Consider the following 23,515-nt stretch of genomic DNA (forward strand, 5'->3'; position numbering starts at 1 on the left):
TCGCTGGTCATTTCATGGTCGAGGCGATGATTTCCACCAGATTGAGTTGAGTAAACGGTTTGGACAGGCGCGGAAGTCTGGTTGCGAACCCTTCCAGGCGCTCGGCATAACCGGTGGCAAGGATGATCGGCAGGTCCGGCTTCATGGTCCGGATAGCCTGCGCCAGTTCCGCGCCATTCATCTGTGGCATGGCCATGTCGGTGATGACCAGGTCAATCGCTGATTCAGTGTCGAATACTTTCAGCGCTTGCGCCCCGGACGTCGCACTGATCACCCGATGCCCCAGGTCTTCGAGTAACAGGCAGGTACTGGTCAACACCAGGCTGTCATCATCCACGACCAACACGCATAGACGGTGCACCGGCGGTGCGGCCGCCTCGGTAACGGGCTTGGCAACCGAACCGGTCGTGGCGATGGGTATCCACAGTTCGGCGATCGTGCCTATGTCCTTCTGGCTTTTGAGGACGAATCGTCCGCCCAGTTGCTCGATGTAACCATGCACCATCGACAGTCCCAGCCCCGTGCCTTTGCCAACGCCTTTTGTGGTGAAGAACGGGTCCATTGCCAAACCGAGCGTGGCGTCATCCATACCCTCCCCCGTGTCGCTGACACTCAGGCAGACATACCGGCCTGACAGCAGGGACAACTGCGGTTGATCCCAGGTTTCTTCAGTCTTGGCACTGATAACGATTTTTCCGCCATGCGGCATTGCATCGCGGGCGTTGGTCACCAGGTTCAGTACCGCCAGTTCAAGCTGATTGACGTCGGCCAGGACCGGCTCGAGTTCTTGCGAAAAGCGGGTTTCGAGTACCACGGAAGGCCCGAGCGAACTGCGCAACAGCCCGCTGATCCCTTGCACCAGCGCCGGGATCTCGACGGGTTCGGCTTTGAGCTCCTGACGTCTGGCAAACGCCAGCATGCGCTGGGTCAGGGTTACGCCCCGCAAGGCTCCCTGAGTGGCGTTGTCCACCAATCGGGTAATATTCGGATCGCCCCCCACGCGTTTGCGGACGATTTCCAGATTGCCGAGGATGACGGTCAGCAAATTGTTGAAGTCGTGGGCAACGCCGCCGCTGAGTTGGCCGATGGCCTGCATTTTCTGCGCCTGAAACAGCGCTTCGCGGGTTTGCTCCAGCGCCTGCTGGGCTTGTGTGGCTTCGGTGATATCACGGGTGATCTTGGCGAAACCGAGCAGCGTGCCGGTTTCGCCCCAAATCGGATCGACCACGACATTGGCCAGGAACCGCGTACCGTCCTTGCGCACGCGCCAGCCTTTGTTTTCGAATCGCCCTTCACGGATTGCAATGTCCAGGGTCCGTTGTGGTTCGCCGGCCTCGCGGTCTTCCGGGGTGTAAAACATCGAAAAATGCTGGCCGATGACTTCTTCGGGCAAGTAGCCCTTGATGCGCTGAGCCCCAAGGTTCCAGTTGGTCATGCGGCCATCCGGGGTGAGCATGTAGATGGCGTAGTCAGTGACACTTTGAACCAATAGGCGGAATTGCTGCTCGCTTTGCTTGAGGGTTTCTTCAGCCATCTTGCGGTCGGTCAGGTCGCGGGTAATCTTGGCAAACCCTAGCAACTTACCCGACGGGTCAAGAATCGGATCAATGACGACGTGGCACCAGAAATGCGTGCCGTCCTTGCGAACCCGCCAGCCTTCCCCCTCGAAACGCCCTTCCCTGATCGCCGTGTCGAGCGCTCGCTGGGGCAAACCGGCACGGCGATCCTCTTCGGTATAGAACCGCGAAAAGTGCTGACCGAGAATCTCGGCCTCTTCATACCCCTTGAAACGCCTGGCGCCGGTGTTCCAGCTGGTGATGATGCCTTCGGGATCAATCATGTAGATCGCGTAGTCAATCACAGCATCGATCAACAGGCGAAAACGACTGTTGTCGATGGCGTTGGCTTTGGTCCGATCCTCGCTCATTGATCCCTCACGTCACTGTCTTTTTTTTGGAGTATGCGACAAACCGAAAATTTGGAAAGCTCGAAAACAACGCTGGGTGGCGGGTCTGGACCGTATGCCTCAGATTACCTGGTGGTCATACGTTCGCGGAGTTGCAAAAGAGGCTGGCGCAATCGACCACCAACGCGGCAGTAACTGCTTGACCTTGCTATCGCCAAACCGGTCATCGATCAACATCACCACCCCCTGATCCTGCTGGGTGCGGATCACCCTCCCCGCCGCCTGCACCACTTTCTGCACACCGGGAAACAGGTAAGTGTAGTCATAACCGGCACCGAAAATCGCTGCCATGCGCTGTTTCAACTGCTCGTTGACCGGGTTGAGTTGCGCCAGTCCGAGGGTGGCGATAAACGCTCCGATCAGTCGCGCGCCCGGCAAGTCGATGCCTTCGCCAAACGCACCGCCCAACACCGCGAAACCGACGCCCTGACTTTCGGCGGTGAACTGATCGAGAAAGTCCTGTCGCTGCCCTTCCCCCATGCCCCGGGACTGCGACCACAGATTGATGTGTGGATGTTTCTCGGCCAGCAACTGCGCTACTTGCTGCAAATAATCGAAGCTGCTGAAAAACGCCAGGTAGTTGCCGGGACGTTGGCTGAACTGCCGGGCAATCAGCTCGACGATTGGCGCAAGGGATGACTGGCGATGGACGAACCGCGTGGAGATCTGGTTGACGATGTGCACTTGCAGCTGATCGGCGTGAAATGGCGATTCGACGTCTATCCACACCGTGTTCGCCGGCGTGCCCAGCAGGTCGGCATAGTAGTGGCTAGGGCTCAGGGTCGCGGAAAACAGCACGGTGCTGCGTGCGGCCGTCAGGCGCGGGCGGATGAAGCCGGCGGGCACCACGTTGCGCAGGCACAGCTGCGACAGGTTGCGTTGGCGGTCGAGGTCGCGCTTGCTGATGTCGAACAGGAACTGTTCATCGAAGAGCTCAGCCACCCGGCAAAATTGCAGCATGTCGAAATAGAAGTTCTGTAACGCCCCGTCCAGGCCCTGCGGATGATCATTCAGGTAGTCGCCGATGCTCGCGCTGCACGACGACAACGCCTGGAGCAGTTTTTCCGGCGCCTTGTCATAGGCCTGATAGGCGCCGAGTTGCAGATTATGCAGGGCATTCCACTCACGGTTGACCCGTTGCAAGGATTTTTTCAACGCCTCGGGTGCGGTTTTTCGTACGCCGTTGAGGGTCGATTGGTCGAGGCTGGCGCTGTACATCTGCCGGCCGCGCTCCACCATGTTGTGCGCTTCGTCCACCAGCACCGCGACTTTCCAGTTATTGGCCTGGGCCAGCCCGAACAGCAGCGCGCTGAAATCGAAATAGTAGTTGTAATCGGCGACCACCACGTCTGCCCAGCGGGCCATTTCCTGGCTCAGGTAGTAGGGACAGACGTCGTGTTTCAGGGCGACCTCGCGCAAAGCGTTCTGGTTCAGCAGGGACAATTTGCTGGCCGCCTGGCGAGCGGCGGGCAAACGATCATAAAACCCCTGGGCCAATGGGCAGGATTCGCCGTGACAGGCTTTGTCCGGATGCTCGCAGGCCTTGTCCCGGGCGATCATTTCGAGCACCCGCAAGGGTGGCGCGTCGGCGCTGTCGAGGATCACTTGCGCGGCGTCCAGCGCCAGTTTGCGCCCCGGGGTTTTCGCTGTGAGGAAGAACACCTTGTCCAGTTGCTGCGGCGCCAGGGCCTTGAGCATCGGGAACAGCGTGCCGACGGTCTTGCCGATCCCCGTGGGCGCCTGCGCCATCAAGCAACGACCGGTGCTGACAGCCTTGAACACCGATTCCGCCAGATGACGCTGCCCGGGTCGAAAGTCGGCATGGGGAAACGCCAGTTGTTGCGCCGCCCGATTACGCCCTTCGCGATGAGCCATTTCCTGCTCGGCCCAGTGCAGGAACAAGGCGCAATGTTGTTCGAAGAACAGCCGCAGTTGCGCGGCGCTGAAAGCCTCGACCAGGCAGGTTTCCTTTTCGCTGACGATGTCGAAGTACACCAGGGCCAGATTGATCTGCGCCAGCTCCAGTTTCTGGCACATCAACCAGCCGTAAATCTTCGCCTGCGCCCAGTGCAGCTGACGGTGGTTGGCCGGTTGCTTGCTCAAATCTCCGCGATAGGTTTTGACCTCCTCCAGGCAATTTTGCGCGGGGTCGTAGCCGTCGGCCCGACCCTTTACCGTCAACGTTTGATACAGCCCTTCAAGCGCGACTTCACTCTGGTAGCCCTCGCTACGCCGGGACGCCACCGTCCGGTGCCCGACAATCCCTTCCAGCGCCGTCGGCGAAGGTGTAAAGCGCAGGTCGAGGTCACCAACCTTGGCGGTGAATTCACACAGCGCCCGCACCGCGATGCTGTAACTCAAGCGCTTTGCTCCGCCCATTGCACGTAGCAGACGGCAATCGGCATCTGGTGCTCATGACAGAACTCAAGCCAGCGCAATTGATTGTCTTGCAGGCGATCACCGGGGCCTTTGACTTCGATCATCCGGTAGGTTTTGTCCTGCGGCCAAAACTGGATCAGGTCTGGCATACCGGCGCGATTGGCCTTGATGTCCAACAGCAGTCGATTGAACCAGCGCTTGAGGTGTTCGGCCGGCAGGCAATCGAGTGCCTGATCGAGCAATTCATCGCTCAGCACACCCCAGAACACGAAGGGCGACTGCACGCCCCACTTGCTGGCATAGCGTTCACGAATCGTCTGCAGGTAACGCCCGTCATCGAGTTCAGACAGGCAACCCTGGAACAGCTCCACGCGGCGTGCGTGAAAGTCCTCATTGAGCAAATCCACCGGCCCACGCTGGAACGGGTGGAAAAACGCCCCTGGCAATGGCGCGAAAATCGCCGGCCAGCACAGCAGACCGAACAGCGAGTTGATCAGGCTGTTTTCGACGTAATGCACCGGCGCCGACTCTTGCGCCAAATGCGCCTGAACGTAAGACTCCACCGACAACGCCGGGTCGGTTCTGGGCAGTTGCAGGTCCAGGCGCAGCATCTCTCGTGGGGACGAGCGCTTTATCACCGGACCGCCCAATTTGCGCCGAAGCCTGGGCAGCACACGCAGCAATTGTTGATGCTCGGCGGCACTTTCCGGCGATTGCTCCACCGCGGCGGCCAGGTCCATGGCCAGTTGGTATTCACCACAGCGCTCCAACACCCGAATCAACCGCAGGCGCGCGCCGGGATAGACACACTCGCGGTAGATCGTCAGTGCAGTAGAGAAATCCGCCACGCGCTCGCAGTGCTGACCGATCTGGAACAACAGTTTGCCGCGACGTCGTTGCAGCCAGGGATTGCTCAGCGCCAGCCCTTTGATCTGCTCGACAATGCCGTCTACTGCTTCGCCGGCCTCGAAATGCTGCTGACACTCATGAAGGAAGAGACAGGCGTCCACGTCGTCACGGCTGCGCAGGCCTCGGGAGTCGGCACAGAACTCGACTTTTTCATAGGTAAAGATGCCCAGGTCAGCCAGCACGAACTCGGACCAGTCCTGGTAAAGATTGCCGAAAAACATCAAGCGCAGCCGGTCGCACAGACGCATGGTGGTCAGGCTGAACAATCGATCATCCAGCGACGTGCACCACTGGCCGAAACTTTGGGCCTGGGGAAACTGTTCGCTCAGTGCGGGCAGCCAATCGGTCTTTTTTCCCTTGGGTTGATCGATGGTGGCGCCAAAACACTGGAAAATTTCCGCCTTGAGCAACACCTCGAACAGCGCTTCGATCGACAGCGGCGATTGCTCATCGATCCAGCCCAGCGCCAGCAGTGGGCCGGCGGCGATGGCGATGTCGCCGATTTCGACGTAATGCAGCTTGCTCGCCCGGAAGTGATTCCCCTTGCGCATCACCATCCTGACCAGCAGCGCCCTGGACTCACGGGGCAACCGCTTGAACTCGCGGATGAAGTGTTGCTCTTCGACACTCAGCACATCGGCATAGCGAAGCTCAAGCCAATCAAGCACTTGCATGAAGTTGTTCAAGTAGTAGAACGGATCGTCGAGCGGGTTTGCAGTCACAGGAAAAAGGGCCATGGCGAGCGAGTACTGGTTATGCGTACAGATACCAGCTGCACGCTGCCCGGCGCAAACGAAAAAGGATAAGCGGCGGCCTAATTCGGTAATTTTTCGGGTGCCTATGAACTTTCTGCCAATCCATCGCACCAACCGCGTTAGAGGTACAGTGACGATTGATTTCGTTCATGGCAGTCGCGCTGTTTTTTTGAAGGATGAGAGGTGGTTATGAATATCAAGACTCTGGGCTTGCCCCTGGCGGTAGCGGCCTTTCTGGCCCTGGCCGGTTGCTCGACGCCAACGGTTGTGACGCTGCAGAACGGCACCCAGTATTTGACCAAGGACATGCCGAAAACCAAGACCCAGGACGGCTTCTTTGAATTCGAAGATATTTCCGGGGCGAAAGTGAAGGTCAAGGCCGATGAAGTGACCACGATTCGACAGGAAGACTGAATACCGAGTCATCGCGAGCAGGCTCGCTCCCACATTGGATCTGTGGCGTTCACAAATCCCCTGTGGGAGCGAGCCTGCTCGCGAAGAGTCCCTCACAGACGGCGCATCACCCTCAGGCGATAACAACCCCTCCACTGGACAAACTATCCAGCCCAACCCCAACCAATGTCACCGAATCCCCCCCAAACGTCAGCACCGTGTCGTGCCCCACCGCCGTGGCATGCGCCCGATAGTCGTCGTTCGGCGTTACCCCCTGAACCCCGAGAAACACCAGTTTGTCGCTGGCCTGGTAGCCAATCACCCGGTCCTGACCAAACGCGCCGCTAAACAGGAACGTATCGATCCCGCCCCCCGACTCCATCAAGTCATTGCCCGCCCCCCCGACAAACACGTCGTTACCCTTGCTGCCGATCAAATGATCGTTGGCGTCCAGTCCAAACAACCAATCGCCGCCAGCGTGAGCCTTGAGCGTATCGGCGCCGGCGCCGCCCTTTACCGTTGATGCGTACTGAGTCAGGTTATTGCCTACTTTCAGGCCATCGGCAGTGACGCTGTGGGTCACGTCATCCTTGAACAGCCCCCACAGAAACCCCGGCTCCTTGGTCACAATGCTGCCGATGTCGCGGGTCATGCTGATGCCGCCATTGGCGTCGCGGATGTACAGGTTGCCGGCTCCGTCATTGGCGAAGTCGAAGTTTTTCACCGACTGCTGCACATCCAGCACGTTGTTGCCCTTGCCGCCCAACAGGATGTTGTAACCGCCACCGTCGCGGAAGGTATCGTTGCCATCGCGACCTTCCAGATAGTCGTTGCCCCGGCCACCCTGGATCAGATCGTTGCCGTCACTGCCGATGATGAAGGTGCTGCCCTTGTGGGTTTCAGCGTTGCGATTCAGATCCTGAACCCAAGTGTTGGCGCGCGCCGGATCCGACAGGTTGGCAACGATGATCGTCGAGTCTTTACTGGTGAGGTCGTAGAACTTCGACTCGATTACCCGGTTCATGCCGTCGCCATAGGCGGTCGGCAAGTGCGAGATCCAGGTCGGGATGTTGAGGATGGAAAACGGCAGCACATTCCACGCTGTCGAAGCGTAGTGGTCGTTAAAGCTGACGATGTTATCGGTCGCCGAGACCTTGGCGGCATCGTGCACGCCCACCGACGACAGGTTAAAGGATGAACCGTCGAGGGCGCGGTACACCGGGTCGTTCTCGTAACCGACGTTCAGCACTTTGTCGGTGCTGCTTTGGGTCGGCGAGGCGTAGGCGATGTAGTTGGAATCCTTGTAGAATCCGGCCCACTTGTCGTTGCTCAAGTCTGCCAGGCTATTGACCGCCAGCCCGCCGAGGCTGTGACCGCTGACCAGCACGTCCTTGCCCGACAGGCCATTGGCCCGGGCAAAGGCCGCCACGTCGCTGAGCAGATTACCGAAGGCTTCGCCGACGTAGTTTTTCGCATAATCCTTTGGCCCCAACGCCGCCAGCAGATCATTGATCACATCGCCGATGGAGTCGCTGATCTGGCTTTCTCGTGGGCCACTGGTGCCGCGAAAAGCGATACCGATTTCGCTGAGATGACCTTGCGCGTCGTACTTGCCAAGGATTTCCACCTGAGCGCTGGTGTACCCGGCCTTCTCGCCGAAGAACGTTCCCCGTGCATCGACCTTGCCGTCATAGCCCAGTTGCGTGGCGGTGATCGGCGTCCAGCCGGCTTTCTGCACCGCGTCCAGTGCGGCTTTTTCCGAATCGGGGTTCCATGGGATTCCGGGAATGACGCCCTGGGAGTCGGTACCACCTATCAGTGCTGTCACCAGTGTGGCCGGCAAGCCAAGGCCGAAGCCGTTGTGCTGATAGCCGGTGGCAAAGCCGTTATCCAGGTTGTGATAGGAATACAGCGTGATCGCCATTGCGTCGGTAAATAACGCTTTGGAATCTGCTGTACCGAAGTTTTTGTAGTCGTACACACCCATTGGTATTGCCTCTCTCGTTGTTGGAATTGTCAGAGATAGCTCACAACCAGGACGCCCGATCACGAGGCGCCCCGGAGCATTTAGTGCATGCAGCCTCAGGCAAACGTAATGCCTGAAGCCGACAGGTTATCCAGTCCCACCCCCACCAGGGTCACGGCAAAGTCGCCAATCTTCAGCACCGTGTCGTGGCCCGACTGCGAAGCGTGTTGCGTGTAGTCATACCCCTGCCCCGCGCCCTGCACGCCCATGAACAGCAATTTGTCGTTGCTCTGGTAGCCATTGACCACGTCGAAACCGAAGGCGCCGCTGAACAGGAACGTGTTGTTGCCACCCGAGGCTTGCATCACGTCATTGCCCGCTCCACCGACAAACGTCACCTGGCTTTTGTCGCTGCGCAGCAGGTCGTCGCCGGCATTGCCGAACAACCAGTCGCCGTCGACGCTGGCTGCCAGTGTGTTGCCGTAGGCATCACCGTGAAGCGAGTGGTTGTACTGGGTCAGTTCGCTGCCGTTAAGCAAACCGTTGGCGGTCACGCTGTAAGTCACCTCCTTGCTCCCCCACCATGAGCCCGACTCCTGACTAACCAGCGCGCCGATGTCGCGGGTCATGCTGATGCCGCCATAGGCATCACGCACGTACAGCGTGCCGTCGCCGTCGTTGGCAACGCTGAAGTTCTGCAACGGCTTCTGCAATTCGAAGGTGTTGCTGCCCTTGCCGCCCAGCAGGAGGTTGTAGCCACCGTCATCGCGGAACCGGTCATTGCCATCGCGGCCTTCGATGAAGTCATTGCCGGCACCGCCCTTGAGCAGGTCGTTGCTGTCGGTGCCGATTATGAATGTGCTGCCGGTGTGAGGTTCGCCGCTGCGACCGAGGTCCTCGACCCAGGTTTTGCCCCGGGACGCTTCCGCCAGGTTGGACACGATCAGCGTCGAGTCCTTGTCGGTGAGGTCGTAGAAACGCGAGTCGATCACCCGGTTCAACCCGTCGGCATAACCCAGCGAGCCGTGAGCCGACCAGTTCAGCGGGTTGAGGATGCTGAACGGCACCAGGTTCTGCGAGGTGGACGCGTACTGGTCATTGAAGTTGACGATGTTGTTGGTCGCCGAGTCCTGGTGTCCGTCGTGCTTACCCAGGGAGCCGCTGCTAAACGTGGTGCCGTCGAGTGCCCGAAACACCGGATCGTTTTCGTAGCCGATGTTCAGCACGTTGTTGCCGGTGGCGCTTTGGGTCGGCGAGGCGAACGCGATGTAGTTGGCCTCCTTGAAGAAACCGCCCCAGTTGTTGCCACTCAGTTCGGCGAGGCTATTGACCCCTAAGCCGCCAAGACTGTGACCGCTGACCAGCACGTCCCTGGCGTTCAGGCCATGGGCGAGCGCAAACGCGGCGACGTCCTTGAGCAAACTGTCGAAGGCGTTTTTCGCGTAGTTCGTCGCGTAATCCACCGGGCCGACAGCAGCCAGCAGGTTGTTTTTCATGTCGCCGAAGGTGTCGCTGTAACCCAGGCCGCCGGTGCCTCGGAAGGCAATGCCGATACCGATCAGCTTGCCCGCCGCATCGTACTTGCCGAGCACTTCGGCTTCGGCGCTGGTGAAGCCGTCCTTCTCGCCATAGAAGGTGCCTTGTGCACCGACCTTGCCTTGATAACCCAGCTGCGTGGCGCCAATCGGCACCCAACCGGTCGCCGGCAGTGGCTGACCGGTTGGCGTGTACGCATACAGCGTCAGCGCGATGGCATCGGAGTACAACGCCTTGCCGTCAGCATTTTTGTAATCAAACAGTCCCATAGGTTTGCTTCCTTTGCGTCAAATCAGAACTGCCAGTCGAGCGTCAGACCCACACCGTGGTCTTTCTCGCGGGAGCCGAGCAGTCCGTTGTAATCCAGGCTCACACGCACATCCTGCGCCACCGCCAAACCGGCCCGCGCACCCACAACGGCGGCGTTGCGGTCCAGGGAAACGCTCTGCACGCTGAACGCGGTGTTGCCGTTGGCGAAGGCCAGATGATCTTCGGAACGGGTGTTGCTCAGGTTGTGCTGCCAGCCCAGCGTGCCGGACAGTTCCAGCTGCTGTTGGTCCGACAGGGCAATCGCTTTGCTCGCCCGCAGACCGAGGGTCGAGAGCACGGCGTCGCGGTTGTCTTCGCCACCCTTAAGCGCCGCGGCATCACCTTTCTCGGTGAAGCTGTCGCTGTTCAGGTGCACGTAAGCCAGTTTGGCGAACGGTTCCAGCGCCAGCGGTTGCAGGTCCAGGCGATACGCCGCTTCGGTAAACAGTTGTGCGGTTGTCGCATCGCGTTTGGATTTCTGTTTACCGCTGACGTCGCCGAATTGCAGGTCACGCTTCACGTCGATGCGATGCCAGCTGTAAGCGCCGCCGACGCTCAGAAGCAGTGCATCCATTTCATGGCCCAGATAGGCGCCCAAGTGGTAGCTATCGACGGAGGCTGACGAATGCGTCCCATCGCCCATGCTCAACGAACTGTCGCTGTAACCGGTCACGAAACCCAGCCGTGTATATTCAGTGATCAGACCGTCGACACCGGCCAGCAAGCCGCCGATGGAGCTGTTGGAACTGGCGTTGTCATGCCCGCCATCGCTCTTGCCCCAAGCGCCGAGGACTTTGACCCAGGCGTTGCTGCGGTCATCGGTGGGTGCCGCAGCGTTGAACAGATCACGTTCACGCAGGCGTTCGCCGACGGCATCGCGCAGGTAACGGCTGTCGTTAATCAGCAGCGTGCCGATCGCCGGATGAATTTCACCGGACAGTTGCTGGAAGGCTTGTTGCGCGACGGCCGCAGTCGGCGACAACAGCAAGGTTTCATAGAGCGGATTGCCCGCACCCAATTGCTCGGCAGCAGCGGCAACGGCGCGTTGATTCGGGGTTTGGCCGACGCTGGCGAAGGACGCTGCGGTGCGCTCTACCGCCAGTTGGATGCCATTGGCCGAGTAGCCGAGTGTGCCTCCGATGAACAGATAATCCGGGAGCACGGCGCCGAAACGCCCTTCGATCCCGCCGGCCGCTTGCAGAATGTTGTACTGGTTACCGAGCAAGGATTTCACTTCGCTGGTGGTCAGCAAGGTCGGGCTATTTTCCAGGGACAGGCTGACGGTAGCGCCGTCGATCACGGCTTTGCCGCCCGCCACGATCCGATCGCTGCTGGTCGGCGATAACTCCACGGCGTAGGTCGAGCCAGGCTCGAAGGTGACGTCGCCCGCCACTTGCAAGGTGCCGATGGAATTGCCTGGCGCTACGGTGCCACCGCTTTTAGCGGTCAATACGCCGATGCGGCCATTACCGCCGAGGATCCCGCTGTCGTTGACGGTGACCGCCGAGAGCAGCGAGCCGTTGATTGCCAATCGGCCCTGATTGACCAGCGTCGGACCGGCGTAGGTGTTGGCGCCGGTCAGCACCAACGTGCCGATGCCCTGCTTGGTCAGGCCACCATGGCCGGAAATGTCGTTGCGCCACGTGTCGAGGCCGCAGTGCACGTCATTGCACACGCGTTGGGTCGGTTTGCCCGCGTCGATAATCGCGCCGATGCCTGGCAAATCCGCCACAAACTGGCTGGAACCATAGGCACCCTGAATGCGGAACTCCTCGGGAATGTCTTGCTCGGTGACCAACATCGCCGGGCCATCGATGCCTTTGCGCAGGTTGATCATGCCCCAGCCATACAGCGAATCGACACCTGGCGCACCGAGGTCGGTGGCCGTGGTGCGCAACACGCTGGCGACCTGGGCGCCGGTCAAGTACGGGAAGCGTTCCATCAACACGGCCATGGAACCGGCGACATGCGGCGCCGCCATCGAGGTGCCGTTGTAATTCTTGTAGCCGGTGGTCAGGTTGTCGGCGTTGGTACCGCTGATGATCGAGCTGTAGATCTTGCTGCCCGGTGCGGACACGCAAAAGCTGGCGGTGTAGCCGCAGCGTGAAGAGAAGGTGCTGATGTTGTAGAGGTCCGGGCTGTTGAGGTCCGGGTTTTTCTGCAACGCCGCCACGGTCACCCAGTTCGGCGCGATGTCCGGGACGAAATAGCCCAGACCTGCGATAGCGTCCGGGTTGTTGAGGTTGTAGTCGTTGCCGGCCGCGAAGATCGTCACGATACCGCTGCGGGCCGCCGCGATGGCGCCATCGTAGGCTCCGCCCGGTTTGGTCCCGAGCAACGGACGGATCTCGTTGAACTGCAATTGCGCGTCTTGCACGGTGAAATGCGGGTATGCGGGGTTGCGTCCGCCGAGGTCGAAGCGATCGGTGATGCCGATGCCCCAACTGTTGTTGATGATCCGCGCGCCGCTGGCGATCAAGGCATCCCAACCGGCCTTGTAGACTGCGCCGTCGTTGCCGCGAATGATGCCGTCCTCCGGGCCCGGATCTCCGTTGTCCGCACTGATGATCTGAGAGCCAAACGCCACGCCATGCATCGGGCCGCCATCGCGACTGCCGGCAGCGATCCCGCCAACGTGGGTGCCGTGGGCACCCAGCTTGCCGTCGGAACCGATCGAGGGCGAACCGTCGTAGCGAAACGCATCGCCGGCTTTGACCGGGATGTACGGGTCGGTGTATTCGCGAATGCCGCTGGTGACCAGAGTGATTACTTTGTTCGGGCCGGAGAATTCCGGATGCGCGGCGTAGACCGGTTGGTCGAAGATCCCCAGCTTCACGCCTTTGCCGGTGTAACCGGCGGCGTAGGCCTCTTGTGCGTTGACCGCTCCCAGCCCCCAATCGGCATTGAATTCAGTGCTGCGCCAACTGTTGGGATCGCCCGCTCTACCGTTTTCCACGTAAGGCGCCGCTTGCGCGGTACCGAGGCTGGCCAATGCGCAGAGCATGGCAAGGTTGTTGTACTTGTTATTCATCCAGCTACCGTCCTTAGTTGTGTTGCCAAAATCCCTGTGCCTAGAAAGCACCCATTTTTATTTGTGAAACACGCCCCCCTGTAGCTGGCGAAGCCTGCGTCCGGCTGCGAAGCAGTCGTAAACCCTGAATGCACGGTGTAACTGATGGACCGCAGCGTCTGATTTTGCGACTGCTTCGCAGCCGAACGCAGGCTTCGCCAACTGCTACAAGGGTTCTGCGTTAAAACTGCCAGTTGAGGCTGAGCCCTACGCCATGGCTTTTCTCGCGACTGGCCAGTTGGCCGGTGTAATCGAGGTTCAAGCGGATGTCCCGGCTCAGGGCCAGGCTGGCATGGGCGCCCACCAGTGCTGCATCGCGCACCATTGGCGAACTTTCCACCGAGAACGGCGTGCTGCCGCTGGCGAACGCCAGGTGCCCTTCAGAATCGGTATGGCTCAGGTTGTGCTGCCAGCCGAGGCTGCCGCTCAGGTCCAGTTTCTGCTGGCCGGACAGGTTCACGGTTTTCAATGCGCGCACGCCCAACGTGCTGAGCACCGCGTCACGCGTGTCGCCACTGCTTTTCAGTGCGGCGGCGTCACCTTTCTCGGTGAAACCTTCGGTGTCGAGGTGCACGTAAGCCAGATTCGCGAAGGGTTCGAGCGCCAGAGGTTGCAGGTTCAGGCGATACGCCGCTTCACCGAACACTTGGGTGGTCCCGGCATCGACCTTGGCTTTCTGTTTGGCGCTGACGTCGCCGTATTGCAGGTCACGTTTGACGTCGGCCCGATGCCAGCTGTAGGCACCGCCGGCACTCAGACGCCAGGCACCTGACTCGCGGCCGGCATAAGCACCCAGGTGATAGCTGTCGACCTTGGCCGATGAGTGAGTGCCCGAGCCCATGCTCACCGAGCTGTCGCTATAGCCGGTGACCAGGCCGATCCGGGTTTGCTCATCGAGCGCCCCGTCGACACCGGCGAGCAAGCCGCCAATCGAGGTGGTGTAACCGGCGGTGTCATGGCGCTCATCGGTCTTGCCCCAGGCGCCCAGCGCCTTGATCCAGCCATTGCTTTGAGTGCCTTGGGCGTCAACCAGTCGCTCGCCGACAGCATCACGCAGGTAGCGGCTGTCGTTGATCAGTACCGAACCCAGCGCCGGATAGATTTCCCCCGACAACTGCTGAAACGCCTGTTGGGCGGACGTCGCGGTGGGCGACAGCAGCAGGCTTTCGTAAACCGGATTGCCCGCCCCAAGCCCTTCAACGGCGGAGGCTACGGCGCGCTGGTTCGGCGTTTGGCCGAGGCTGGCGAAGGTCGTGTCGTTGCGCTCGATACTCAATTGAATGCCGGTGGCGGCGTAATCGAGGCTGCCACCAATGAACAGATAGTTGGGCAGCACCGCGCCGAACTGACCTTGAATACCGCCGGCCGCTTGCAGGATGTTGTACTGATGACCGAGCAGGCTTTGCACTTGTTGAGTGCTGAGCAAGGTCGGGCTGTTTTCCAGTGACAGGCTGACGGTCGCGCCGCTGACCGTGGCCGTGCCGCCCGCGACGATCCGGTCACTCTCGGTCGGCGACAGCTCCACCTCGTAGGTCGAACCCGGCGCAAACGTGACGTCGCCGCTGACCTGCAAGGTGCCAATGGAATTGCCGGGTGCCACCGTAGCGCCGCGGTTGGCGGTCAGTGCACCGACGCGTCCCGACCCACCCAGCGTGCCGCTGTCATTGACGGTCACATTTGATGCCAGCGAACCGTTGACCGACAACAGACCGCCATTCACCGTGGTCGGCCCGCGATAAGTGCTGTTGCCGGTCAGCATCAGGCGTCCGACACCGGACTTGATCAGGTTGCCTTCGTAGACCCGACTGGAGGCTGCGAGATCGCGGGCCGTGCCGATCGCATAGTCGGTCTGATCCTGCTGACTGGCACCAACCGGTACACCGTTCTCCCAACCTTTGCTCTTCAGTGTCTGTTGCCAGGCACTGTGTTCCGCCGCGTCTTCGCTCTGACGCTGAATCAGCGCCTTGTCGGTGATGTTGTTGCTCCAGACATCGCTCTGCCCTGCCCCCAGGTTTGCGTCGAAACGTCCGAGTAATTGCCCCGGCCCGTGCATCGCCCGTTCTAGGTTGGCGACGCCCCAGCCATCACGGGTATTCGGCGCCTCGGTGATCGAACCGTCGAGTTGGGTGGCAGTGGTCAGCAGGGTTTCCAGCGCCTGCTGGTTGTTCATGTACGGATAGCGTTCCATCACCAGCGCCAAGGCACCGGTGGCATGCGGCGCGGACATGGAGGTGCCGGACTTGATCGCATAGCCAGCGCCGGGAATGGTGCTGTCGATCTTCGCGCCGGGCGTGGTGATGCACCAATACTTGGCGATCCCGCACTGGTTGTATTTCTGCTGGTTGCCTTGATCCAGCCCCGACACCGCCAGCCAGTGGCCTTCCAGGTCCGGCTCAAAATACGGCAAGGCAGAACGCACGCTGGCGTTGGGGTAACCGCTGTTACCGGCGCTGAACACGTTGATCACGCCGCGTCGGGAAACGTCTGCAGCCTCATCGAGCCAGGTGCCTTTGTTCCAGTGCTGGGCGTAGGCCGCATGCAGATCGTCGAGGGTCCGATAGCTGACACCCGGTGGTTGGCTGCCCCAGCTGTTGTTGATCGCTCGCACACCGGCATCCGCCAACGCGTTATAGACCGCTTTGAAGTAGCGTGGATCAGGGTTGGGGCCGAACAGGAAGCTGTCGTTCTTGTTGGTGTTGCCAACGTAGACCTGCGCGTTGTAGGCCACGCCGTGCATGCCCGAGCCATCGCGGGAAGCGCCGATGGTGCCGGCGACGTGCGTGCCATGGGAGTCGTTGTTGACGTTGAGTGTGCCATCGACATTGAACTGGGAGCCGTCAACGTAACGGCCGCTGGCGGTCACCGCGTGGTAACGGTCGGTGGCGAATTCGGGATGGGCAGCATCGAAGCCTGAATCGAGCTCGCCGATTTTCACGCCTTTGCCAGTGATGCCGGCGGCGTAGGCTTGATCGGCTTGCATGCGGGCGAGTCCCCAGTCGCGCTGGAACTCCGCCGAGCGCCAACTGGCGGCATCTCCAGGCACGCCGGTTTCCAGGTAAGCGGCTTGCACCGAGACGGGCATTGCTGACACCAGGAGTAATAGCGTGCCGACCGACATCGGCTTGATCTGTACGTCCATGTTCATGACTACTCGCTTTTTTGGCGTTTTTAGAATTCTGGTTGCCCAAAACGGGCAGCAACGCATCTCCCTGCAGCAGCTGGCGCAGCCTGCGTTCGGCTGCGTAGCAGTCGCCATCCGGTCTATCTGACAAACCGTATTGTCAGGTTTTACGACTGCTTCGCAGCCGAACGCAGGCTTCGCCAGCTGCTACAGTTTTAACTCATTAACTCCTCGGGCCTTGGCCGAACGCCTCGTCAACCCTGGCCAAATCCTGCTCATTCAACGTCCCGGCGTAGTAATGCAACTTGGTCCAGGCCATCAAGTAGTCGTAGCGTGCCTGTGCCAGATCGCGGCGGGTGGTAAATAGTTGTTGTTCGGCGTTCAGCGCATCGAGGTTGACGCGCTCACCGCCCAAAATGCTTTGCTTGGTCGAGACCACCAGCGCTTCGGCAGACTTCAGGGCTTTCTGATAAGCCCGCAGCTTGTTCACACCGGACAGGCAGGCGCTGAACTGGCGACGCAGTTCAATCAACGTTTCCCGGGTCTTGCCGTCCAGTTCGTACTCGGCCTGCTCCATGGTGCGGCTGGCCTGACGCGTCGAGGCCGAAACCCCGCCGCCGGCGTACAGCGGCACGCTGACTTCGATGCCGATGGTGTTGGTGTCGTAACGCTGGTTGTAGGTGTTGCCGCTTTCCGACTCGTTCTGGCGCACCGAGGCGTAGGCACTGACTTTGGGCAGGTGTCCGGCGCGGTTGCGTTCGACTTCATAACGCGCGACTTCCACGGCATGGCGCTGCGAAGCCAGATTCGGGTTGTTGGCCACGGCCATCTCGTGCCAGGTATCGTAATTGGCCGGCTGCAGGGTGAACGTCTGGAAACTCTGATCCAGCGGCGCCAAATCCCCGATGTCGATCGCCGGCACGCCAACCAGCGCGCCCAGCTCTCGTAACGACGCGTCCTGCTCATCACGGGCTTCGATTTCCTCGGCCGTGGCCAGTTCATAGCGGGACTCGGCCTCAAGGATGTCGGTGCGCGTGCCCTCGCCCTGTCGGAACATGTGTTCGTTCTGCTGGAACTGTTGCTCGAAAGCCTTTTTCTTGGCTTGCGCGATGTCGATCTGATCCTGAGCGAACAGCGCCTGGGTGTAACTCTCCAGCACCCGAACCAGTAATTCCTGGCTCTTGCCGCGAAAGGCTTCGTCGGCAAACAGCGATTGCGCCACGCCTTTGCGGTACGACGCGTAAGCCTCGTAGTCGAGCAGCGGTTGTTGCAGGGTCAGGGTCGAGCCGTAACTGCTGTAGTTGCGGTCATCAGTCCGGTTCTGCCCGCGCTCATTGAGGGCGGTGGCCTTGGAGGAGTTGCGCCCCTTGTTGTAGTTGTAACCGATCCTGGGCAACAGCCCGGCGCGGCCAATGACGCGGTTTTCAAGGCCGGCATCGCGTTCCTTGATGGCGCCGAGAAACACCGGATCATTGCGCAATGCTTGTTCGTAGATGTCGAACGGCCCCATCGCCAGCACACTGTTGCAGGTCAGCAACGCCAGGGTCGCTGCGAGCATGGAAAGCTTATTCATACAGCGGAACATCCTTATTCCTCAGTCAACGCGGAACCTGCCCGGTCGAGCAGCGGTTTGAACAAATAGTTGAGGAGTGAACGTTCACCCGTGCGCACGAACATTTCCGCCGGCATGCCAGGCTTGATCACCAGACCGTTGAGTTTTTCCATGGCCTGATCGCTGACGCTGCTGCGCAGTACGTAATAGGGCGCACCGGTTTTCTCGTCGATCATCTGGTCGGCAGAGATCAGGCTGACTTCGCCGGGCACGCGGGGCGTGCGGCTCTGGTTGAACGCCGTGAACAGAATGTCCACCGGCAAGTGCGTGCCGACCTTGTCGACCAGGTTGACAGGCAGGTGCCCTTCCACCTCCAGACTCGTCCCCTGAGGCACGATCTCCAGCAGGGTTTCGCCCTGACGCACCACCGCGCCCACGGTGTGAACCCCGAGGTTGACTGCAATGCCATTGGCCGTGGCGATGATCTCGCTGTGTTGCAGATCGAACCCGGCGGAAGTCAGCTGCTCTTCCAGCGTCACGCTTTTCAATTGCGCATCGGCCAGTTGGGTGCGGACCTCTTTCTGATATTCCTCGATGTGCTGTTGCAGTTTCAGCCGCGATTCGAGGATGCCCTGCTCCACACGACCGCTGTCTCCGGTGTTTTCTGCCAATTGTTGCTGAACCTGCGACAGCTGACGCTGGTACTCCATTAACCGATTGCGCGGGATGTAGCCGTTATCCGCCAGGGGCTGAAGGTTGCTCAGCTGTTGTTGCAGAGAGCTGGCCTGGGCAGTCAAGTCGGTGCGGGCGCGGCGCATGCCGGCCAGTTGCGCGCTGGCGCCTTCGATGCTGGCGCGCAAGGCAGCCTGCTCGCGGGAAAACGCTTCACGGCGGCTGCTGAACAACTGCCGTTGACCTTCCAGCACCAAGGCCAGACGCGGGTCAGGATTGTTGCTCAGTTCAGCGGGGAAACTCACCTGTTTGAGGTTGTCCCGTTCACTCTGCCACCGCGCCAGACTGGCCCAGGCCATGCGGTATTGCGCTTGCAGCGATTGCACGTCAGCGGCGACTTGCGTCTGGTCGAGTTGGAACAATGGCTGGCCCTGCTTCACCACTTGGCCCTCGCGCACCAAAATCTGGCTGACCACGCCACTGCTCATCGATTGCACGGCTTTGCGTTTGCCCGACACCACGACCGTGCCTTGCACGGGAATGCCTTGGTCAAGCGGCGCGAGACTGGCCCAGGTGAAGAAACTGCCGGCGCCGACGATCGCCAGAATCCAGCCCATGCGGACGAAGAAACGTGCGTCGCGCTCAGGGCGTTCTGCGATGTAGTCGTGTTCCATGGTGGCTTCGCTGATGTTGCTCATACGCCCGAATTCCTTGTCGAGGGCTGATACTGCCGGCTCATGCTGAGCCCGCCCGGTGCTTGCGCGGTTTTCTCCCGCGGCTGCTCCTGATTGGCTGCGAGTGCCTTAAGCACGTCCTGGCTTGCACCGAATGCTTGCAGGCGTCCTTCGTTGAGCACCAGTAGCTTGTCGGCCTGGGCCAGTGCCGAGGAGCGATGGGTCACCAGAATCACGCTGGTGCCTTGGGCTTTCATTTGCGCAATGGCGCTGGCCAATGCTGCTTCGCCCACGGTATCGAGGTTGGAATTGGGTTCATCCAGCACCACCAGGCGCGGGTTGCCGTACAACGCGCGCGCCAGGGCCACGCGCTGCTTCTGGCCCCCGGATAAGCCGCTACCGTCCTCGCCGAGCACGGTGTCGTAGCCTTGCGGCATGCGCAGAATCAGTTCGTGAACACCGGCCTGCTGCGCGGCTTCAACGACTTTTTGCGGGTCCGCCTCGCTGAACCGGGCGATGTTTTCGGCGATGCTGCCGCTGAACAATTCGATGTCCTGAGGCAGGTAACCGATGTAGGGACCGAGATCGTCGCGGTTCCAGCGATGAATGTCCGCGCCGTCGAGCCGCACCGTACCGCCCAGCGTCGGCCAGACGCCAACGAGCACCCGGGCCAACGTCGATTTGCCAGAACCGGAGGCGCCGAGCACGCCCAGCACTTCCCCTGCGCCGAGGCTGAAATTGACCAGATGCAGCGTGGCGGCCAGTTGCCCCGGCGGCGCGGCGCTGACCTGCTCGAACGTGATCTGACCCTTCGGCGACGGCAGCGCCATGGCCTCTTCACTCGGTGGAAAGGCTTGCAGCAACGAATCAAGACGACGGTAAGCGAGCTTGGCGCCGCTCCACTGCTTCCACACAGCGATCAACTGATCGATGGGGCTCAGGACCCGCCCCATCAGAATGGAACCGGCGATCATCATGCCGGCCGTCATATCACCCTTGATCACCAGCAATGCACCCAGACCCAGCACCAACGATTGCAGGCACAGGCGCAGGGCTTTGCTCAGAGAGCTGATGACGGCACCGGTGTCGCTGGCCTGGTTCTGCAAGCCGAGAAAACGCGAGTGCACCTGGAACCAGCGTTTACGCAACGCCCCGAGCATGCCCATGGCCTGAATGGTTTCGGCGTTGTGCAGGTGACTGGTGGCCAGTTGGCTGGATTTCTGGGAAAACCCTGCGGCTTCGCCCAAGGGCTTTTTGGTCATTGTCTCGTTGAGGCAAGCAAGGCCGATCAACAGCACCGTGCCCGCCGTCGCAAACACGCCGAGCCAGACATTGAACAGGTAGATCACGAACAGATAGACCGGAAACCACGGCGCATCGAAGAAGGCAAACAGCGCAGGACCGGTGACGAATTGGCGAATTTGCGTCAGGTCCCCCAAGGCTTGCCCGGCGTTGCCCTCGCCCCGAAACAGGTTGCGCTCGAATGCGGCCTGATAAACCCGCAGGTTAAAGCGGCGCTCCAGTTGGCTGCCGATGCGGATAACGATGAAGCTACGCACGATCTCAAGCAAACCGATGAAGGCAAAGAACCCGACCACCATCAACGACAGCATCGCTAGGGTGGTTTCATTTTGCGAAGACAGCACGCGGTCGTAGACCTGGAGCATGTAAATCGACGGGACCAGCATCAGCACGTTAATTAACGCGGTAAAACAACCGACGCTGATCAGGATGCTCTTGTAGTCGCCCAGCGCTTTGAACAAGGGTGCGGTGGCCGGGCTCTTTACCATCTTCATGGGTTATTCCTGAGGTGTTATTCCTCGCCCTAGCTGGCGAAGTTTCCATTAACTGTCCGCGCAGGGGCGGATATAGGCTTTGCGGGAACGTTTACAAACTAATAACAACTTTTCGTGGGCGACAGGGCGCTTCGATTAGTTGTGTTGTGCTTATGTCGGCAATGACGAACGCTATAGTCGAATCGTGTTATTGCACCTGGCGCACAAGTGTTATGACCAGATCGGATTTCAATGTGGCTTTATACGAACCATCGCGTTGGCGGCTGAGAAATAGAATCTTCGAACCTTCTTTGCCGGTGATCGCCAGGCCATCCGGCTCCGGGAACCAGCCAATCGCAGATTCGCCGTCCAGCCAGGCGCTGAGACAATCGGCGCCCTCACCCAGCGTCTGTTTCGGTTGAAAGTCGATGACGCAGACGTTGGACGGTTTGTCCTGCAACGCCTGGGACTCTGGCGAGTCATCTTTGGCGATCAGGGTCGCCTGCCATTTGCCTGCCAGTTCCGAGGGGTCTGCTAATTTCAGGCTGCTCGCCATGGCTAAATCTCCAAAAAACATCATGAACGTCGCCAATAGCCACGCGGTTGTTCTGTAGGTGAAGCCGTTATGGATCATAAGGCGCTTTACTCATTTCAAGGGGCAGAGAGCAGCGCGTCTGCGCCGCCCTCCTTTTCACCTCACATCACGCAGCGATGTCGGAGTAAGCCGCCTGGCCCACGGTGCTGACCAGGAAATCAGCCACGCCATGCCCGGAGAAGTCCACCGACAACAGGCTGTTGCCGCCCGAAGAGGTCAACACCGCATCGCCTGCCGCACCGGTGAACGAGTTCACGAAATGCAGGCCCGCGCCCTTGGTGATGCCGGTCAGGTCGATCTTGTCCAGGCCGCTGACAAAATCGAGGATCTGGTCTATAGCACCGGGTTTGGAGTCGCTGCTGGCGGCGAACACGAAAGTGTCCGAACCTGAACCGCCCCACAATTTGTCCGCACCGCCCGCGCCGAAGAGGATGTCGTTGCCGGCACCGCCCTTCAGTTCGTTGGACACGCTGTTGCCGATCAGCAGGTCGCTACCCGAACCGCCGATAGCGTTCTCGACGGTGACGCCCTTGGCGATGGACACGTTACCCACCAGGCCGCCAACGTCGGAGAACGAGGCCTCATTGAGGTTGATCTTCTGGTTTTGGGTGAAACCGGAGAAGTCCAGGGTGTCCTTGCCGCCCGCATCCCAAACCGAAAATACAACCTTGTCCGACGACGAAGTCGCGCTCAGGAAGTCGCGCCCGGCGTTGGAGTTGAAACCATAAGTGGTGTCACCGGTACGGGTGGTGGTGTTGGCGCCGTAGAGCTTTTGGATGGCCGCGATATCGTCCATCAGCGGACCGGACGAATAGGCTTCGACGCCGCCCTTGCTGAAGTCCTGGCTGGTATTGCTTTCACTCCAGTAGCTCATGACGCTGTAACCGCGGGTGTCTTGCCCGTAGGACGCGTCGTTGTAGGTCGGCGCGCCCTCGCCGGCGTTGTAGTCGCCAGGATGGGCAAGGCCCAGGGAGTGACCGATTTCGTGGGTCAGGGTCTGACGGCCGTAGTTGTTCAGGTCCGGTGTCTTGTTTACGTTATAGCCACTGCCCGTCAGATACCACGAAGTACCGTCATAACCCGCGCCGGTGCCCGGCAGATAAGCGAATGCCGCTGCGCCATCCTGGCCACCGCTGTAGTTGCCGAAGGTCATGTGAGCGTCGCCGCCCGTGGCCTTGTCGGTGAACGTGATTTTGGCCACATCAGCCCAGGATTGCATGGCCAGCACGGCCTGGGCTTTCTGCTGAGCGCTGAACTGGCTGAACCCGGTGATCCCGTGTTTGTTCATGGTGCTCGACGACGCCGAGGTCAGGAACGTGTAGGTGAGTTCGATTTTGCCGCTGCCGTCCTTGTCCTGGTAGGCAGCGCCATCGCGCAGCAATTGGGTCGCTGCCTGGTCGACGGAGAAGGAGGGTTTGCCATTGACCATGAGGTTACCGCCCCGATCATACTGATGGCTGAAGCTATTGATCTGGTTGAACGCAGAACTGGATGCAGCCAATGCTTGCAGTGGCTGGAACGCCTGTTCGGCGGTATCAATAGCGTTGTCTTTTACTTTCGACATAAACACACTTCCTTGTTTAGCTATGGAACAGTTTTTTGTCAGACAGCGACAATCTCTGGCGAGATCGTCCTATCACTCGCCCAATGAAGGCGAAAGAAAACTGACACAATTTGAAATCAACCGTCTACATTTTTTTTGACGTCAAATTGAGTTGTTCCTGCAAGTACCCGGAAACAATGGCTGCGCTGTCGAAATATTGTTTGTTAGATGGCGATTTGCGCAAATTGTCTGACGATTGGTTATTTAATTATTAAATAGAGGTAAGTTGCTTTTTGTCGA

13 protein-coding genes are annotated in these 23,515 nt (G+C 59.9%); 1 reads left to right on the top strand and 12 read right to left on the bottom strand.

Annotated elements, in window-relative coordinates; genetic code table 11:
* Positions 1 to 7: 7 nt before the first annotated feature.
* From QFX16_RS15435 to QFX16_RS15445, 3 genes are all read right to left on the bottom strand, one after another.
* Positions 8 to 1,927: a hybrid sensor histidine kinase/response regulator gene (locus QFX16_RS15435; protein WP_283180353.1), complete on the bottom strand. Its 1,920-nt coding sequence runs from the start codon at positions 1,925 to 1,927 to the stop codon at positions 8 to 10.
* A 99-nt stretch (positions 1,928 to 2,026) separates the two neighbouring features.
* Positions 2,027 to 4,327, bottom strand: a complete 2,301-nt coding sequence (locus tag QFX16_RS15440; RefSeq protein WP_283180354.1) for an ATP-dependent DNA helicase — start codon at positions 4,325 to 4,327, stop codon at positions 2,027 to 2,029.
* Complete coding sequence (locus QFX16_RS15445; protein WP_283180355.1) at positions 4,324 to 5,991, bottom strand: VRR-NUC domain-containing protein; 1,668 nt, start codon at positions 5,989 to 5,991, stop codon at positions 4,324 to 4,326. The genes QFX16_RS15440 and QFX16_RS15445 overlap by 4 nt, the downstream gene beginning before the upstream one ends.
* 207 nt (positions 5,992 to 6,198) lie before the next feature.
* Between QFX16_RS15445 and QFX16_RS15450 the strand changes: the two genes are divergently transcribed.
* Complete coding sequence (locus QFX16_RS15450; RefSeq protein ID WP_283180356.1) at positions 6,199 to 6,423, top strand: YgdI/YgdR family lipoprotein; 225 nt, start codon at positions 6,199 to 6,201, stop codon at positions 6,421 to 6,423.
* A gap of 112 nt (positions 6,424 to 6,535) precedes the next feature.
* On the opposite strand, the gene QFX16_RS15455 is transcribed toward QFX16_RS15450, so the two are convergent.
* The 9 genes from QFX16_RS15455 to QFX16_RS15495 form a co-directional block, all read right to left on the bottom strand.
* Positions 6,536 to 8,389, bottom strand: a complete 1,854-nt coding sequence (locus QFX16_RS15455; protein WP_283180357.1) for a polyurethane esterase — start codon at positions 8,387 to 8,389, stop codon at positions 6,536 to 6,538.
* 95 nt (positions 8,390 to 8,484) lie between these two features.
* Positions 8,485 to 10,173: a polyurethane esterase gene (locus QFX16_RS15460; protein ID WP_283180358.1), complete on the bottom strand. Its 1,689-nt coding sequence runs from the start codon at positions 10,171 to 10,173 to the stop codon at positions 8,485 to 8,487.
* Between the two features lie 23 nt (positions 10,174 to 10,196).
* Positions 10,197 to 13,244: an autotransporter serine protease gene (locus QFX16_RS15465; RefSeq protein WP_283180359.1), complete on the bottom strand. Its 3,048-nt coding sequence runs from the start codon at positions 13,242 to 13,244 to the stop codon at positions 10,197 to 10,199.
* 220 nt (positions 13,245 to 13,464) lie between these two features.
* Complete coding sequence (gene eprS / locus QFX16_RS15470; RefSeq protein ID WP_283184576.1) at positions 13,465 to 16,422, bottom strand: autotransporter serine peptidase EprS; 2,958 nt, start codon at positions 16,420 to 16,422, stop codon at positions 13,465 to 13,467.
* Between the two features lie 205 nt (positions 16,423 to 16,627).
* The gene (locus QFX16_RS15475) at positions 16,628 to 17,989 is read right to left on the bottom strand and encodes a TolC family outer membrane protein (RefSeq protein ID WP_283180360.1); all 1,362 of its coding nucleotides are present in this window, start codon (positions 17,987 to 17,989) and stop codon (positions 16,628 to 16,630) included.
* 2 nt (positions 17,990 to 17,991) lie between these two features.
* Entirely contained in the window at positions 17,992 to 19,326 is a 1,335-nt protein-coding gene (locus QFX16_RS15480; RefSeq protein ID WP_283180361.1) for an HlyD family type I secretion periplasmic adaptor subunit, read from the bottom strand.
* Positions 19,323 to 21,098 carry a type I secretion system permease/ATPase gene (locus QFX16_RS15485; RefSeq protein WP_283180362.1) on the bottom strand — a complete coding sequence of 592 codons (1,776 nt, stop codon included), beginning with the start codon at positions 21,096 to 21,098 and terminating at the stop codon, positions 19,323 to 19,325. The genes QFX16_RS15480 and QFX16_RS15485 overlap by 4 nt, the downstream gene beginning before the upstream one ends.
* Before the next feature lie 187 nt (positions 21,099 to 21,285).
* Positions 21,286 to 21,711, bottom strand: a complete 426-nt coding sequence (locus QFX16_RS15490; protein ID WP_283180363.1) for an AprI/Inh family metalloprotease inhibitor — start codon at positions 21,709 to 21,711, stop codon at positions 21,286 to 21,288.
* 67 nt (positions 21,712 to 21,778) lie between these two features.
* The gene (locus QFX16_RS15495) at positions 21,779 to 23,236 is read right to left on the bottom strand and encodes a serralysin family metalloprotease (protein WP_283180364.1); all 1,458 of its coding nucleotides are present in this window, start codon (positions 23,234 to 23,236) and stop codon (positions 21,779 to 21,781) included.
* Positions 23,237 to 23,515: the final 279 nt, after the last annotated feature.

This window comes from Pseudomonas svalbardensis, from assembly GCF_030053115.1.
Taxonomy (GTDB): domain Bacteria; phylum Pseudomonadota; class Gammaproteobacteria; order Pseudomonadales; family Pseudomonadaceae; genus Aquipseudomonas; species Aquipseudomonas svalbardensis.